This is a genomic window from Longimonas haloalkaliphila (genome assembly GCF_055379825.1).
The window spans coordinates 566,050-581,822 of sequence record NZ_AP043948.1; the positions used below are offsets into that span (position 1 = coordinate 566,050).

At 60.7% G+C, this 15,773-nt stretch carries 12 protein-coding genes; 5 read left to right on the forward strand and 7 right to left on the reverse strand.

The annotated features are described in order from the left end of the window. Positions 1–58 precede the first annotated feature (58 nt). Positions 59–2,524, reverse strand: coding sequence for a replication restart helicase PriA (gene priA / locus ACZ48V_RS02220; protein WP_464541182.1), 2,466 nt, complete (start codon positions 2,522–2,524; stop codon positions 59–61). A 273-nt stretch (positions 2,525–2,797) separates the two neighbouring features. Between priA and ACZ48V_RS02225 the strand changes: the two genes are divergently transcribed. From ACZ48V_RS02225 to ACZ48V_RS02245, 5 genes are all read left to right on the forward strand, one after another. Then, entirely contained in the window at positions 2,798–4,624 is a 1,827-nt protein-coding gene (locus tag ACZ48V_RS02225) for an SLC13 family permease (protein WP_464541184.1), read from the forward strand. Between the two features lie 404 nt (positions 4,625–5,028). Continuing rightward, a complete protein-coding gene (locus ACZ48V_RS02230; protein ID WP_464541186.1) occupies positions 5,029–6,945 on the forward strand; it encodes an ABC transporter ATP-binding protein in 1,917 nt (638 codons plus the stop codon). Positions 6,946–6,949: 4 nt separating this feature from the next. Continuing rightward, complete coding sequence (locus ACZ48V_RS02235; RefSeq protein ID WP_464541188.1) at positions 6,950–8,296, forward strand: nucleotidyltransferase domain-containing protein; 1,347 nt, start codon at positions 6,950–6,952, stop codon at positions 8,294–8,296. A gap of 56 nt (positions 8,297–8,352) precedes the next feature. Continuing rightward, positions 8,353–8,817 carry a lasso peptide biosynthesis B2 protein gene (locus ACZ48V_RS02240; protein ID WP_464541190.1) on the forward strand — a complete coding sequence of 155 codons (465 nt, stop codon included), beginning with the start codon at positions 8,353–8,355 and terminating at the stop codon, positions 8,815–8,817. 34 nt (positions 8,818–8,851) lie between these two features. Continuing rightward, the gene (locus ACZ48V_RS02245) at positions 8,852–9,160 is read left to right on the forward strand and encodes a PqqD family peptide modification chaperone (protein WP_464541192.1); all 309 of its coding nucleotides are present in this window, start codon (positions 8,852–8,854) and stop codon (positions 9,158–9,160) included. A gap of 175 nt (positions 9,161–9,335) precedes the next feature. On the opposite strand, the gene ACZ48V_RS02250 is transcribed toward ACZ48V_RS02245, so the two are convergent. The 6 genes from ACZ48V_RS02250 to ACZ48V_RS02275 form a co-directional block, all read right to left on the reverse strand. Beyond that, positions 9,336–9,494, reverse strand: a complete 159-nt coding sequence (locus tag ACZ48V_RS02250) for a hypothetical protein (protein ID WP_464541194.1) — start codon at positions 9,492–9,494, stop codon at positions 9,336–9,338. A gap of 463 nt (positions 9,495–9,957) precedes the next feature. Then, positions 9,958–10,726, reverse strand: a protein-coding gene (locus tag ACZ48V_RS02255; RefSeq protein WP_464541196.1) for an IS5 family transposase whose coding sequence is annotated in 2 segments (ribosomal slippage) — positions 9,958–10,383 and positions 10,385–10,726 — 768 coding nt in all. Because the reading frame shifts where the segments join, the coding sequence is not laid out codon by codon here. A 386-nt stretch (positions 10,727–11,112) separates the two neighbouring features. Then, positions 11,113–12,072 (reverse strand): hypothetical protein, encoded by a 960-nt coding sequence (locus tag ACZ48V_RS02260; RefSeq protein ID WP_464541198.1) that lies wholly within the window; start codon positions 12,070–12,072, stop codon positions 11,113–11,115. 93 nt (positions 12,073–12,165) lie between these two features. Then, complete coding sequence (locus tag ACZ48V_RS02265; RefSeq protein WP_464541200.1) at positions 12,166–12,315, reverse strand: lasso RiPP family leader peptide-containing protein; 150 nt, start codon at positions 12,313–12,315, stop codon at positions 12,166–12,168. Next, positions 12,312–14,258, reverse strand: a complete 1,947-nt coding sequence (locus ACZ48V_RS02270) for an asparagine synthase-related protein (protein ID WP_464541202.1) — start codon at positions 14,256–14,258, stop codon at positions 12,312–12,314. The genes ACZ48V_RS02265 and ACZ48V_RS02270 overlap by 4 nt, the downstream gene beginning before the upstream one ends. 166 nt (positions 14,259–14,424) lie before the next feature. After that, on the reverse strand, positions 14,425–15,699 hold the full coding sequence (locus ACZ48V_RS02275; protein ID WP_464541204.1) for an MFS transporter: 1,275 nt from the start codon (positions 15,697–15,699) through the stop codon (positions 14,425–14,427). Positions 15,700–15,773 lie beyond the last annotated feature (74 nt).

Consider the following 15,773-nt stretch of genomic DNA (forward strand, 5'->3'; position numbering starts at 1 on the left):
TCGTCCGCCCATTCACGCTTCCATACCTCCATCCCCAACGGAGCATGCGGAGTTGGTATCACAACAAATCCAGCGCATCCATGTCAATCGACACGTAGTGGTTGGCGGGTGGACTGCCGTAGGCGTTGCGGGCGTGGCGCAGGGCGCGTTGCAAGACGCCCGGTCCGGCGGTGGTTTTGAGGATCGTGCGGAACCGGAAGTAGCGCTGCACGCGCTGGATGAACGCCGGGTTGGGACCCAGAACGTCGATCCGGTCGCTGCGCTGCTCTACAAGACGCGTCCACTGGGTGGCGAGGTGCTCTGCATCCTCCTGCTCGGGGGCGCGAAACTCGACCGATGCCACGTTGCCAAACGGCGGATACCGCAGGGCCTTGCGTTCCTCCAACGCGTGCTCAGCGAAGGCGTCGTAGTTGTGCGTCTGCGCAAACTGGAGGGCGGCATGGTCGGGGTTGCGGGTTTGCAGCATAACCGTACCCGCGAGATCAGCGCGTCCGGCGCGGCCTGCGACCTGCGTGAGGAGCTGAAACGTGCGCTCTTCGGCACGGAAGTCCGGGAAGAGCATCCCCACGTCCGCATCCACCACGCCCACCAGCGTAACCCGCGCAAAGTCAAGGCCCTTCGCGATCATCTGTGTGCCGAGTAAGATGTCGCCTTCCTCCCGAAACGCACTCAACAGCGCATGGTGCGCGCCCTTCTGTCGTGTGGTGTCGCGGTCCATGCGCAGGACGGTGGCCTGGGGCATTTCGCGGGATAGCATCTCCTCCACGCGCTGCGTGCCGGTGCCGATGCGCTGCAACTCGTCAGAGCCGCACGACGGACAGTGCGAGGGCGTGCGGCGGGTGTGGCCGCAGTAGTGGCAGCGCAGTTGGCGCCCGTGGCTGTGTTCAGTGAGCGATACGGAGCAGTCGGTGCAGTGCGGCACCCAGCCGCAGTCGGCGCACTCGATGACGGGCGCATAGCCCCGCCGATTTTGCAACAGCAGCACCTGCTCATCGCGGTCGATGCGTGCTTGGATCGCCTCAATCAGCGGATCCGACAGCGGGCCGTTTAGCTGATGCTTCTTGCGCTGCTTCGTGAGGTCGAGGATCTCCACCTCGGGCAGCTGCGCCACCGTGCCGTCGGTCGTGGGCACGCGCTCGGGCATCGACAGGCGGGTGTACTTGCCGTGCCGGGCGTTCATGGTGCTCTCCAGGCTGGGCGTGGCCGAGCCCAGCACGCACACGGCATCGTTCATGTGGGCGCGCATCACGGCCACATCGCGGGCGTGGTAGCGGGGGGCCGGATCGAACTGCTTATACGAGGCTTCGTGCTCCTCATCCACCACAATGAGGCCCAGGTTGTCGAGCGGCGCCAGCACCGCCGAGCGCGGGCCAATCACGATCTGCTTGCGTCCGTCGCGCAGCGCCTGCCACGTGTCGAAGCGCTCACCCGCGCTCATCTGCGAGTGCAGCACCGCCACCGTATCGCCCACGTGCGCCCGAAAGCGCTGCACGGTTTGCGGGGTGAGGGCGATTTCGGGCACCAGAATAATGGCGCTGCGTCCAGCCTCGACCACCTGTTTCAGCGCCGCGATGTAGACCTCCGTCTTGCCGCTTCCTGTAATGCCGTGCAGCAGAAAGGTATGGTAGGATGCGTCGGCTATTTCCGCTTCGAGGGCGTTCAGTGCCTCTTGCTGAGCTGGATGCAGCGTGTGGTTGGGCGGATCGCCGGGCGGGGGCAGGTCGCTTAAGGGCGAGCGATGCACCCGCTCCTCGGTACGCTCCACCAGTCCCTTTTCGACGAGACTGTGGATGGTGCTGTACGGGGCATCGAGCGCATCCACAAGGTCAGCCTGCCGAACGGGGGCGCGGCGCTGTTCGTGGGCGGTGGCCAGCGTGCGCATCACGGCTTTCTGCTTGTCGCCACGGAGCGACTCGGCGGCATCGCGGGCCGCGCTGCAGGACTGAAACGGGCCTGCCAGTTGCAAATGGGTTTCGGTTTTGGCGGATACGGACGGATCGCTCAAGGTGGTAGTGAGCTCCAGCAATCCGGCATCGGCCCAGTCCCGGATGCGTTGTAGCGAAACCGATAGGCCCAGCCGTTTTCGCAAGGCACTCAGCGTAGTCGAGTTATGCTCGGCCAGGTCGCGCCGCACGGATTGCGCGTCGTCATCGTCGGGCCAGGCGGCGGCCTCCGCATCCCCCAAAGCCAGCCGCCGTTCGGTCTGCACGGTGAACCCGGCGGGCAGCGCGGCCTTTAGCGCCTCGCCCCAGCTACACACGTAATAGTCGGCGATCCAGCGCGTCAGGCGCAGGAGTTCGGGCGGACAGGTGGGCCGCTCGTCGAGGACATCGTCGAGGGGGCGGAGTCGGAAATCCACGTCGTCGGGATCGGGTCCCTCGCCGGTAATGACGCCCGTGAGGCGGCGTCCGCGAAACGGCACCAGCACGCGGCAGCCGGGCCGGGCATCGGCCTCCAGCGCAGGCGGCACGGCGTACGAGAACACCTGATCGAGCGGCAGCGGCAGAACGACGTTGACAGTCATGCAAGAGAAGTTCGGCGGACGGGGAGAGCGATCCAAGTTAGCGCGTACGCCCTAACCCGCATGGACATGAGAAGTTGACGGAGCGTGCAGCAGCCCATACCGGGGTCTCTGGCAATCGTAATAGAATGCCAACGGTGGAACGCTCTTTTTACGCCATGCATTTCGAAAACGTGTTGCGTGTCTGCAGCCCCTCGCTGCTCGCTCATCTGCTGTCTCCATTCCCGCACCAGTGTAGCCCTCATGGTACCCCTTTTTGATCTGACATGGCCGCTGATGCAAGCTGCTGCAACGGGCTCTGAACTGACCATCGATATGCTGGTCGTTTTCGGGGTCATTGCTGCTGCGCTGGTGCTGTTCGTGACCGAGTGGCTGCCGCTTGACATCACCGCTATGGGCGTGCTCGTAGCGCTTATCGTGCTGGAGCCCTGGACGCAGATCAGTCCGCAAGATGGACTGATGGGGTTTGCGAACCCGGCTACGATCACGGTGCTGGCTATGTTTGTGCTCAGCGAGGGGGTGCGGCGCACCGGGTTTATCCAGTGGCTGGGCGATAAGTTTGTGGAGTGGGGCAAGGATAGCTCTTCGAAGCAGTTTGCGATGCTTACGGGGCTCTCTGGCACCACAGCCGGTATGATTAACAACACCCCGGTCGTGGCCATGATGATCCCGATGGCAAACGACATCGCCAAAAAGACGAAGACCTCTCCATCGAAGTACCTGATGCCGATCTCATTCATCTCGATGATCGGCGGGATGCTTACTGTGATCGGGACCTCGACCAACCTGCTGGCGAGCGATATTTCGGGGCGGTTGATCAACCGATCGTTTACAATGTTTGAGTTTACGCACCTGGGGGCGATTCTGCTCGTCATCGGCTTCCTATATCTGTTCTTCGTGGCACGCCATCTCATTCCTGAACGAATCGACCCCGAGGAAGACCTGGCCGCAGGCTTCGAGATGGATCAGTACCTGACTGAGGTTGCTATTCGCGAAAACTCTGAGCTTGAAGGAAAGACGGTTCGCGAGGTGGTGCGTGCGCTGAGTCTCGATGCCGACATTGTACACCTCATTCGTGAAGGTGAGAAGTTCTCGCAGCCGCTGGCTCGGAAGGAGGTGCGGCCCGACGACCGGCTCATGATTCGGACCGATCGGAATACGCTGCTGCGCCTGCTTGAGCGCGAAAATCTGCGCATCGCGCCGACGACGGCAGGACTTGCCGATGGCGACGAAGACGACCCTCAGGCTCCGCGTCGTTTGGTTGAGGTCGTGATGCTGCCCGACACCGATCTGATGGGCGAAACCATCGGGTCGCTTCGTTTTGAGGAGCGCTACGAAGCCAACGTACTGGCGATCCGACGCGGGCGTGAGGTGGTGCACGACCACTTGCCAGAGTTTAAGCTTCGTGGAGGCGACTCGCTGCTGGTGCTGGCTTCCGATCAGGCGTTTAAGCAACTCGGGCGAGACCGCCGCTTCATCGTAACGCGCGAAGAAGAGCCCCCAAAGCAGCGTACAGCTAAGATGCCCATTGCGCTGGGCATTGTAGCCGGAGTTGTGGGACTGGCCGGAGCGGGCGTGCTCCCCATTCTCGTGACGGCCCTTCTTGGCATGCTGGCTATGGTCGCCACCGGATGCCTGCGTCCTAACGAGGTGTACGACTCGGTTGACTGGCCGGTGATCTTTTTGCTGGCCGGTATGATTCCGCTTGGTACCGCGATGGAAGAAACCGGCGGGGCCGCATATCTGGCCAGCTATGTGGTTGACCTGGCTAATGTGCTTCCAGGCCTCGCGATGCTCTTTGTGTTCTATCTCTTTACTGCGCTTGTTACGCAGGTCGTAAGCAACAACGCTAGCGTGGTGCTGATGATACCGGTAGCTGTTGACGCAGCCCGCCTCATTGGGGCCGATCCATTCTCTTTCGTGCTGGCTGTTACCTTTGCTGCCAGCACGGCTATGCTAACGCCTATCGGCTATCAGACCAACCTGATGGTGTATGGCCCCGGCGGGTACACCTTTGGCGATTTCTTTCGGATCGGCGCTCCCCTTCAACTCATCCTGGCTGTAGCCACCGCGCTGGGCATCTACGTATTCTGGGGCGTGTAACCGCAGGACGTGCACAAAGAGCTGCTGTCAGGAAGCGTAGGCAGGGAGAGTGTGCGTCTACTCCATATCCAGTTCTCCATATCCAGAGGGTAGCAATGGATGATACGCGAGGTGCCCGTCTGCACGATACTGTGTACCGACGCCATTTAGGCGTCTCGGCGTATGCTCCAGTGGCTTAGGTGGCTTAGGGAGTGTCTGAAAAGTAAACGTATAGGCGAGCGTCGCTCGGGAGCCGCTCCCAGCAAGGCGGTTGAAGCAGCTGTACATTGGTTACAGCAATGGAAACCAACGATGCTGGGACGTGCTATCCGGCGACGCGCAGCCCGCAGAGCGTTTTCAGACGCTGCACAGCTCAGGAGGATACGCGGATTCGTTCCATTTACACGTGCAGTCCTCGCTTCTATATGTCTTTTTCTGTTGAGCGGTTGGCCGAGCAGGCCCGGCATCTGCAGCAGCGCCTGGCGTATGTACCGCGGGCGCTGCACATGACGTGGGAGGCCACGCGGGGCTGGACGCTGGCCTGGGTGCTCCTGCTGGTCTTGCAAGGTCTTCTGCCCACCGCCTCCGTCTACCTGACCAAGATTCTGGTTGACCGTATCGCGGAGGCGCTCAATATGGGACTTTCATGGGAGGCCGCGGCGCCCGTACTGGGTCCGGCAGCGCTTATGGCGGCCATCATGGTTGCCATAGAGGTGCTGGGTGCGGTACGAGCGTGGGTACAGACGGCTCAGGCAGAGCTGCTGCACGACCACATCAAAGCAGCCATCCACGAGAAAGCTGCCGAGGTCGCTTACGCGTTCTACGAGTCGCCGGCATATTACGACACGATGGACCGCGCCAACAGCGAGGCGGCGTCGCGATCGCTTTCGCTGCTTCAAGGCATTGGCACCATCGCGCAGCACACCATTACGCTTATCGGGGTGGCGGTGCTGCTCATTCCGTATAGCGCCTGGCTGCCTCTGGTGCTGCTCGTAAGCACGTTGCCCGCGCTCTGGGTGGTGGTGCGCCACAAACAGCGCCACCATACCTGGTGGGAAGACACCACCGACCAGCGCCGCTGGGCCCACTACTTCGACCGCGTCGTTACGCATCCCATACCGGCAGCCGAAGTGCGGCTGTTTGGATTGGGCGAGCGCTTCCGGTCGGCCTACAACGCCGTGCGCAAAACGCTGCGTACCGATCGCCTGCGTCTGATGCGCGACCAGAGCCTGGCTACATTTGGAGCCGGGCTTATCGGACTCCTCATCACCGGCGGGGCGCTGGTGTGGATCGGGGCGCGTGCGCTGCAGGGACGGGCCCAGCTCGGCGACCTGGCGCTCTTCTACCGCGCGTTCGATCAGGGGCAGGGGCTCATGCGCACCGTGCTGAGCAGCCTGGGCACGCTCTATGCCGACGCGCTCTTTCTGGAGCACCTCTTTGCTTTCCTCGATATTGAATCGACCACCGAAACCACAGTTGATAATCCGGCTCCGGTGCCCGACACGCTGCGCCATGGCATCACGTTCGAGCAGGTCGGCTTTCAGTACCCGGCCAGCGACACCTGGGTGCTGCGTGACTTTAGCTTGCACCTGCCCGCTGGCGCTACGGTGGCCGTGGTTGGAGCGAACGGAGCCGGCAAAAGCACCCTTATGAAGCTGATGTGCCGTTTTTACGATCCACAGGAAGGCCGCATCCTTCTTGACGGCACCGATATCCGCGACTTCGAGCCGGCTGAGCTGCGCCGCCGCATTGCAGTTATGTTCCAGTATCCGGTGCACTACATCGCCACCGCCGCCGAGAACATCGCGCTGGGCGATGTGCATACCGAACTTAACGGAGACGAGCAGGCCGCTATCCAGACAGCAGCGCAGGGAGCCGGGGCCGACGCGTTCATCCAGGAGCTTCCCAACGGATACGACACGCTACTCAGTAAGCAGTTCGACGGCGGCGTGGAGCTGAGTGGCGGGCAGTGGCAGCGCATCTCGCTGGCACGGGCCTTCTACCGCGAGGCGCCCCTCGTTATTCTTGACGAGCCTACCAGCTTCATGGACTCGTGGGCCGAGGCCGCCTGGCTCGACCGCTTCCGTGATCTCGTGCACAACCGGACTGCTCTCATCATTACGCATCGTTTCACTACCGCCATGCGTGCCGACCACATCATTGTGATGGAAGGCGGGCAGATCGTAGAACAGGGTACGCACGAGGCGCTGGTGGATGCGGGCGGGCGCTACGCTTCGTCGTGGCGGACGCAGACCGAGCACCGCGCTGCTCCCCGGCATGACCCCAGCGCCTTCCAGAGAAGACCCTCTCCGTCCTCCCCCATTTCATCGCCTGTCTCGTAAGATTATGTCCTGGCCTACCTCCCCACTTACGACATCGCCGTGGCACACGCATCCCCACGAAATTGCTCTCGTGCGTGCCTGTGCAGCTGCGCATGCATCACCTGAGCGCAACGCGCGGATCCAAACGCTGCTTACCTATGATCTGGACTGGGACGTAGTCCTCTCGCAGGCGCGGCGGCACGGCGTAGAAGCGATGCTCCTTCAGCAGGTGCACGACTGTGAGTCGTTTCCTGATGAGGCCCGCATCACGCTGCACGCGCAGAGCCGCATGACTGCGCACTTCAACATGCACCGGCTGCATGTGCTGCTGCAGTTCCTACAGCGCTGCGACGAGGCAGGGTGCCGGGTGGTGTCGTTCAAAGGGGCGGTGTTGGCACAGCGGTACTACGGAAACCTTGCCTTCCGGCGGTTTGCAGACCTGGACGTGCTCGTAGCTCCCCATGAGGTGCCGCAGGTCAAAGCAATTCTGCATGATATGGGATTCGAATCGCTCCGCTCTCAAGCAGGCGAGTCGCAGGCTCTGGAAGCGCAGATAGGCATTGAGATGCGCCGGGCTGCGGACCAGGTTGTCGTGGAGATCCACACAGAGTTGATCAACAAAACACTGGCCTATCCGCTCCATGCCGATGGCGTGCTGGCGCGCGCTGTGCGCACTCCAATCGGAACGCAGTCGATCTACACGATGGCGCCCGACGACCTACTGCTTTACCTGTGTGCCCACGGCACCAAGCACCACTGGGCGCGCCTGAAGTGGGTGGCTGACGTAGCCCACATGCTGCACCACCATCCGAACCTGGATGCCGAGGCGCTGTGCCGTCGGGCAGCCGACCTGCACTGTGAGCGGGTGCTCCTGCTGGGGGTGCACGTTGCCGCGCGCTGGCTCGACGCGCCCATTCACGATGCGTTTGCCGCAGCCATTGCGCGCGATCCGGTCGTGAGCGAACTGGCGCACTATATCGAAACACGCTGGCTCTGCACCGATGCCGGGCTCGACCGCACCATTCGGCTACAGCAAGTGCGGTTCTTTTCGCGTACGCGGCGCCGATGGCGCGACCGGTGGCCCATGTGGCGCGAGTATATGCGCCGCAGCCTGGAGCCAAGCGAGCGAGACCGTGCGTTTGCCGATCTACCCACGCTACTTACTCCGCTCTACCTGCTCGTACGTCCGGCACGCATCGTTCGTGACTGGCTGGGCAGTGCAGAGGAAAACGGGAAGGCGTCTACAGATCAGTCTCTACACACCCTGGCAGCCCCTGATCTGCAGGAGACTTCGCCGCAGGAAACGGTGTCGAACGCCCCGCTACGTAAAAAAGCGGCATCCCGTCGGATGGCCGATTCGGTCTCTTCCTGAAATGGAGGTAGCCCATCACTTTTGCAGAACACCTTCGCCTATTTTTCCACAGCCTCATGTACACCCCGACCGCTATTCGTCTCCTATGGAATGCCTGGCGCACCAGCAACTGGACGAAGCGCCGCGACCTGCTGCGTGCTCTGGGCGCTGTGAGTGTGGCGTGGGTGGCCCTGCGTCTCTTCCCGTTTCAGCGGGTGGTAGCCGCAAGCGTACCAGCGCCCCGCTACAGGGCAGATCGGCGTGGAAGACGGCGTATTGTTGAGGCTGTGGCGCTGGCAAGTCACGCCCTGATGCCCGAGCGGCCCTGCCTTCCGCAGTCGCTCGCCACACGCTACCTGTTGGCGCGTGCGGGCTTCCCGACCGATCTGCAGATTGGGGTGAAGCGCACTGCGGCGGCCCTGAGCGCGCATGCATGGCTCGAATGCGACGGGCGTCCACTAATCGAAGACGACGCAGACGCGGTCTTTGCCCGGCTGCATCCACCTGTAACACATGACAACAAAGCCCGCAAGGGAAACTGATAACGTAACCGCATCCACTTAATATCTACCTGATATGTCTACATCACAGTCTGAAAACGCTCTTATGTTTACGTCGGATACACGCGTCTGCGCGACAAGCGACCATGTGTCGTCTGATCTTGCCGGAGAGGAGGTAATTCTTAACCTGGCTAACGGAACGTACTACGGACTCAACGAGGTGGGCAGCCAGATCTGGACGCTTGTTCAGACGCCGCAGTCCGTAAACGAGATATGCACCGAGCTGCAAGAGACGTATGACGTAGATCCTGATGTTTTAGACCAGGACGTACGCGCACTACTTGCTGAGCTTCACGAGGCGGAGTTGATTGAGGTCGTAGAATAAACAAGATCCCCGCTTCCATTGCTACACGGTTGATACATCATTGATGTACTGCTGTAAGCAAGAGATTGCTGGACTAAACTTACCGTAACGCAAAAAGAGAAGCGCCGCACAGGCCCTTAAAGCCGGTGCGGCGCTTACCTCTTTGTCCGTTAGTCTCGTAGGTTGCAAGGCCTGCCTACGAGCAGTCAAAGATACGATTGCTCGGTGTTCCCTTACCAGGAGGGCAGTCGCCCAGCGGAAAGTTGTCGTTCCGTCCGTCGTTCGCAGTGGCCGTCAGGTCTTCGACAGAGCCGTACGTTGTTAGCTTTGGAGAAGAATAGGTAGAGGTCTTCATCAAAAAAGTTGTGTTTGCATTAAGGGGAACGTAAATGCTGTTGGAATCAACATACAATTATCTCAGTGATAGCGCACCATATGATAAACGCATGCTAAATCGTCTTTTGGAGCATAAACGCAACGAGTAAAACAGAACACAAAGTGAGACTCAATGGAGCGGGGTGTGTCATGAAGCAACAGCACGGACACGTTTTGGTTGGTGCAGTGTGGAATGACGAACAGGCGCGCTCGCCCCCAAATGCCTCTGGCTAACGCGTTTCACGAGCAGTCAGTAATCGGGAGCGAGAACTCATGCCCACCAATTGAAAAGCTGAAGTCACTGGGATAGCCGATTTGTTTGCCTTTGAAGCATCCAGCAGCCGTAAGGGACGATATGGAGCCGTAGACGGTAAGCGATGGGGCAGTATAGCCGTTTTTAGACATAGGAAAACCTCTCTCTGGTTATTAGGTCGTGTGGACAATCAGAGCAGTAGGGTAATAATCGCCGCCACATGCAGGAAAGCCAGGTAGTTACGAGCGGTTTTCTCGTAGCGGGTGGCAATGCGCCGATAGTGTTTGATGCGACTGAAAAAGCGCTCGATCTTATTTCGGTCCGCATATAAGTTGGTGTCAATCACACGCTGGATCGTCCGGTTCTTTTTTGAAGGAATGACCGCCTCGGCCTCAAGGGCTCCGATGTATGCAATGAACCGATCACTGTCAAAGCCTTTGTCGCCGATCACCGCCTCGGGCTTGAAGCCCATGACCAATGGTTCGGCCTGGGTGATATCTGCTCGTTGGCCCGGCGTCAAAATGAAGCGCAAAGGATTGCCTAAAGCATCTACAGCCGCGTGCACTTTCGTCGTGAAGCCACCGCGCGAACGGCCGAGTGCTTCGGCGGTGGCATTAGTTTTTTTGGCCGGCAGCACACTGAGCAGCACACTGATGCGCACGCACAGTTGTCGAATCGACCATCATCCACTCCAAGTCCGGCTCCTGCAGGGTCTTGAAGACGCGCTCCCAGACGCCAGCTTTAGACCATCGGCTGAATCGCCGATAGACGGAGTTCCACTTGCCAAAATGAGGCGGAAGATCTCTCCAGGGCGAGCCCGTGCGACTGATCCAGAGCACTGCATTGATGAACAAGCGGTTGTCCCGGGCTGTGCGACCCGGATCCGTCTTTTTACCGGGCAGAAGTCTGGCGATTCGCTCCCAATCCTGGTCGGTGATCGCGTGTCGAGGTCGTTCCATTACGGGTTGCATTAGGGCGCCAGTGGAATCAGAGTTCGGAAAAATCAACCGCATCGACTTTTAGGCCAGCTATTGGTTCCGTATGTCCACACGCTCTAGTAGGTAGGCTCTTTTAGAATAGCCGTTAGGGTAGAGCCGTGCCCCGCAGGGGCTAAGAACCTGTTTTGATTTCTTAATTTGGGCTCCGAGTGGGCGGCGCTGGACTGGGGCCGAAGGTCATGCCCGTAGTGCAAATTGCCCCCGATGTCGGCCCGTAGCCCCGCTACGAACCTCCATCGTGATTCAATTTTCGCCTCAGCGGCGCTCGCTCGTGCCGTCAAACCAAAACCTAAACAGGCTCTAAACAGCACCGAGGGTAAAAACGGAAACTGCTTGCAGACGATACATCAAGAAACGACGGCACTGGCGCGTCTCCGATGGCGCGCAGTTGAGTGAGCCACCGGCGCATCTGCGTGGCGCGGGGTAGTTAGCGCAGCAACGAGATCAGGAAGTTGATCAAGATCGCGGGGGCGCGTAAGGCGATATACTGGCACCTTGCTCACAAACGATGTGAGCGTCTTGAAGTGGTCTGCACCCGTGCCATGGCGACCCACAAAGCGGGGGGCGTACGTTTCCTGGAGCACGGCGAGGAACGCGTCGCGTGGAGAGAGAGGAGTAATGGCGAGCTCGCTACCAAACCCGAGGATATACAAGGCGTGGAGCGGACACGACTGGGGGGCAAACCGCTCATGCGAGCGCCAGGCACGCTTGGGTAGGTGAGGAGCGAGGGCATCAAGGTCGGTTGGGGATTGGCCTACAGCGCGGGCTGCATCGGGCCAGAGCTTGATCTGAGGAAAAGCCGGCTCTATGCCGAACTGTGGAGACTGTGGCGGTGCTGCAAGGGCCAGCACATCGTCAGAGAGAAGCGGGTAGCCTGCGTGCTGCAGGGCAGCTGCGGTGGTGGACTTGCCTGCTCCCTTTGGACCAACGAACGCAACGGCCCCATGAGGCAGAGCTACGGCGCTACCATGTAGCGTGCACACGCGTCGTTGATGTAAAATGAGCCCCATCATGACGCCTAAAAGCGGAAGGCGCTGCATAGCAGGGGTGGCTGCTGCAGCCGGACGAAACCGGATCTGCGTGCCCTGGGTGGCGGCATACGTGCCGAGCCCCGTCCAGTGGGCGTAAATAGTTTGGTTTACGTGACGAACCTGAACTGAGCGCTCCGGCAGAAATGCCGGAGCGTCAGCCAGCGTGTCGCGCGTAATGGTAAGATCGAACGCAGCGTCTTTCTGAGGCACCTGTACCAGTTCCGGAAGTTGCACGGAAGAGCGGATGTAAAGTCCGTATGCGCGGTAATAATGCATAGTGAAGCGTGCAGTGAAACAAGAAAAAGTATACGGTGATCAGCGCCGCGTCGTACCTACGTGGTCGTACCTACGTGGTCGTACCTACGCGTGCTATGAGCAGTCGGACAAGCGGGCACCACTTCCTTGAATGAAGTAGCCATCCTCTGGTCCAGACATGTTTTTGCATCCGTTTGCAGTGAGACGCTCCACCGAGCCGAACGTTGTCAGCTTGGGGGCTTCGTATGAAGGTTTGTTTTTCATTGGATTGGTAAAGGTTGTGTATACGAACGTGTATCGGCTGCTGGGTACTGCTCCTGCCGCGATGAGGCGGCCGATACGTGCGATGATGAAGCGGCAAGATTGGGTAGTGCGTCGAACCAGGCCATGAGGCCGAGCACGCGCCAGCAAGTGGCGGCGTCGCCCGATGCACGCGCCTCGGCGAACGCATCGGGGTCGAGGTAATTAGAAAGCTGCGGGTGGGCCGGGGCGGCATCGAGGCGGTCGGCGGCGTCGCGCAGCAGGTTGCGGTTGAAGGCAGGGGCCAGGTTCGATTTACCAGCGCGCCAGCGGATGGCAGCGGGAAGGTCGGCGCCCATGGCCGTGCGGAGCACCCAGCGCGTCCACCCGTGGCGGAGCTTCTGGGTGGGCGGCAGCGCAACGCAGTATTCAAGCACACGCCGGTCATAGAACGGATGGCGGCGCTCCAGCCCGTCGGCAGCGGCAATATGATTGATTTCGGTGAGCACTGCCGAAACGGCTACGTCATCTGCATGAATGGACTGCACATGTACGTCGCGCTCGGTACGGGGGAGGGGCGAATCAGCAGGCCTCGCGAGCTGGTTGATCCAGCTGTTTTGAAGCACAGAAGGAGGCGGCGCTGCGTCTGCACTGCGCACGCAGCGCGTCCAGAGCATGCGCCGCGAGAGTCCGAGGGCACGATGCAGCTGATGGGCTGTGCGAAGCCCTGCAACGGGGTGAGTCTGGATTTGCTCGTGCAGGTAGGGGGCGCCAAACGTCCAGAACAGTGCAGGAGCCTGTGCACCGCCCACACGTTGCGCAAGCGCCTGCGCTTCGTCGATAAACCGGGACCAGCGGCGCGTAGCAGCCAGCTCGGCCAGCCACCCGAGCCCGTGCGACACAGCGACATCGCCCTCCGACCCGTCGATCATGACGGTGCAGCCGGCTGCGCGGGCGGCCCGCTGCAGGTGGCGCTGCAGGTAGAGGTTGCAGATGTGAGGCGGTGCCCCCAGCAGGCGAACGGCATCATCGATTTCCTCGGCGGGGTTGAGGCGGTCGACCGGCAGCATGTGTACGTCGAAGTGCCCGGTCTGCGTGAGATGGCGCAGGTAGTGCCGCTCGTCGCTGCGCTTGCGGTCGGCGGCGGGTAGTGTAGGAAACGTAGCAGAGAAAATCGGCAACGGGCGGCCAGCAGGCTGATGCGGGTGAGCCAGGCATGCCAGCGACGAGGAGTCGAGCCCGCCGCTTACGGCGAGTCCTGTTGTGCCGGGTGCCATGCGGTCGCGTACAGCGGCTTCTAACACAGTGCGCAATCCATCCGCGTACGCGACATCATCGTCGGGGGGATGCGAAGCGTGCTCATCCACCTGCCAGTACCGATGTGACACATGCCCCTCGGCGTTGAAAACGAACGCATGGGCAGGCGGAACGGTGCGTATCCCCTTGAGGAAGGTGTGAGGCCCCCCTGTTGACGCATGCGCCAGAAAGTGAGCCACGGCTGTTTCGTTAACCCCGGCCTCGACCCGGGGATGGGCGAGCATGTCGGGGACCGTAGAAGCAAAGACGAGTCCGTCGCGTACGGATGCGTAGTAGAGCGGGCGGATGCCGACGATGTCGCGCAGGAGCACGAGGTGCTGCTCTGAGGCATCCCAGATGGCGATAGCATAGTCGCCAAGGATGTGCTTCCCGAGAAGAGGGCCCCATTTCAGGTAGGCGCGATGCACAAGGCGGAGATCGCTCGGAGGGGAAGCAGGGTCGGTTGCGCGGCGCAGCTTCATCCAGAGCCCGCGCCGGTTGTCGAGGCGCGTGTCGGCGGTGATGAGGAGTCCGCGTTCTGCGTCTACAAACGAGTGCCCGCTCATGGCGGCGCTATCGCGCAGGGCAGGGCGCTCGGTGCAGGAGCGAGCCTCTATCCAGTGGAGAGAGGGTGCCCCCAGCCATGAAATGTGTCCGGCAATACGATCCATGAGATGGACTGCCCGGTGTGGACAGAAAAGTGCGTGTGTGGAACAACTGGTCATAGTATATTTCACGCACCAGTCAGGCGTCTACTGGATTTTGTTGGGTGCACCGTGATCCTTTGGCGCATTGCAGGGGGGCTTGTGGCGCACCGCCGTGCTGCCGTTGCGTTGTTTACTTTACAGGCGCATGCGTACCAAACTCAGGATGGGTTTCTTCCATGCGCCATGCCACGTATCCGCCTGAGGCAAACATAGCCAGAGCAGTAGCAACAAAGGCGAACTCAAGAGAGGCGGCGTCGACCAACAGCCCGATAAGCACAGCGCCCACGGCATAGCCGAGGTCGCGCCACAGGCGGTAGACGCCGAGCCCGGTTGAGCGCCACAGCGGGTGAGCGGCGTCGCTCGCTACAGAGATGAGGTTCGGATAGTGCAGCGCCATGCCCACGCCCGAGAGCGCTGAAAGAGCAATCCATGCGCCATAGCTATCGACGAATGTCATGCCGAGTACACCGGCTCCGGCCAGCAGCATACCGGCTACGATAGGCGGCTTGCGCCCGATCTGGTCGCCGAGGCGTCCGGTGTAGATCTGGAGGAAGTACGCGGCACTGTGCACACCAACGACCACCCCGACCTGGGAGGGGTCGAGGCCCTGAACTATGAGGAAGAGCGGAAAGGCAATCCAGACCAGCGTATCCACAAAGTTCTCGACGTGACCAGCCTGTGCAGCCGCGAAGAGCGTTCGGTCGCGATAGGTTGCTCGCTTTACGATGGTCCAGAACGGCAGATTGGCCTCGTCGGATTTTGCGTTGGCCTCGGCTTCGGGGCTTTGAGAGGCCGTGTTGGTGGCTTCGGCACGAGCGTAGGGGAGCGTCTCCTCAATGAAGAAGAGCGCGATGAGCATTCCTATGATAATGACAAGTAGGAGCAAGTAGAAGGGCTCTGGTCGCAGGCTGTAGGCCGATGCAATGACGCCGGTGAGCCATGCGCCTACGGCGACGCCGGTGTACCCGAATGCTTCGTCAATGCCGACTGCCAGTCCGCGTTCAGTGGGCTTGGCGAGCTCAATCTTGGAGACCATGCTCATGCTCCACGCTACGCCCTGGTTAACGCCCAGTAGCACGTTGCCTGCAGTGATCCACCACCAGTTGGGAGCATACATCAGAATAAACGGAATAGGGAGGGCGACCAGCCATCCGGCGATAAGCACCGGGCGCCGCCCGTACGTGTCGGCCCATTTGCCGGCATACAGGTTCAGAACTGCTTTGACGATGCCAAAGCTGACCACAAAGGACCCAATGATCAGTACCGATCCGATGCCAAAAAGCTCTTCGCCCATAATCGGGACGATGGTGCGCTCGGCGCCCATCGTGAGGCCTACGGAAAACACCGTAACGACCTGGAGCAGAAACTGAGGAAGGTTTGCGCGAATGCCTTGCGTGTAGGGCATGGCTACTGATGGATACGAATAGATAGTGCCTCAACCAGGCGCCTGAAGGCAACGATGCAGGTGGGCGTAGTAGA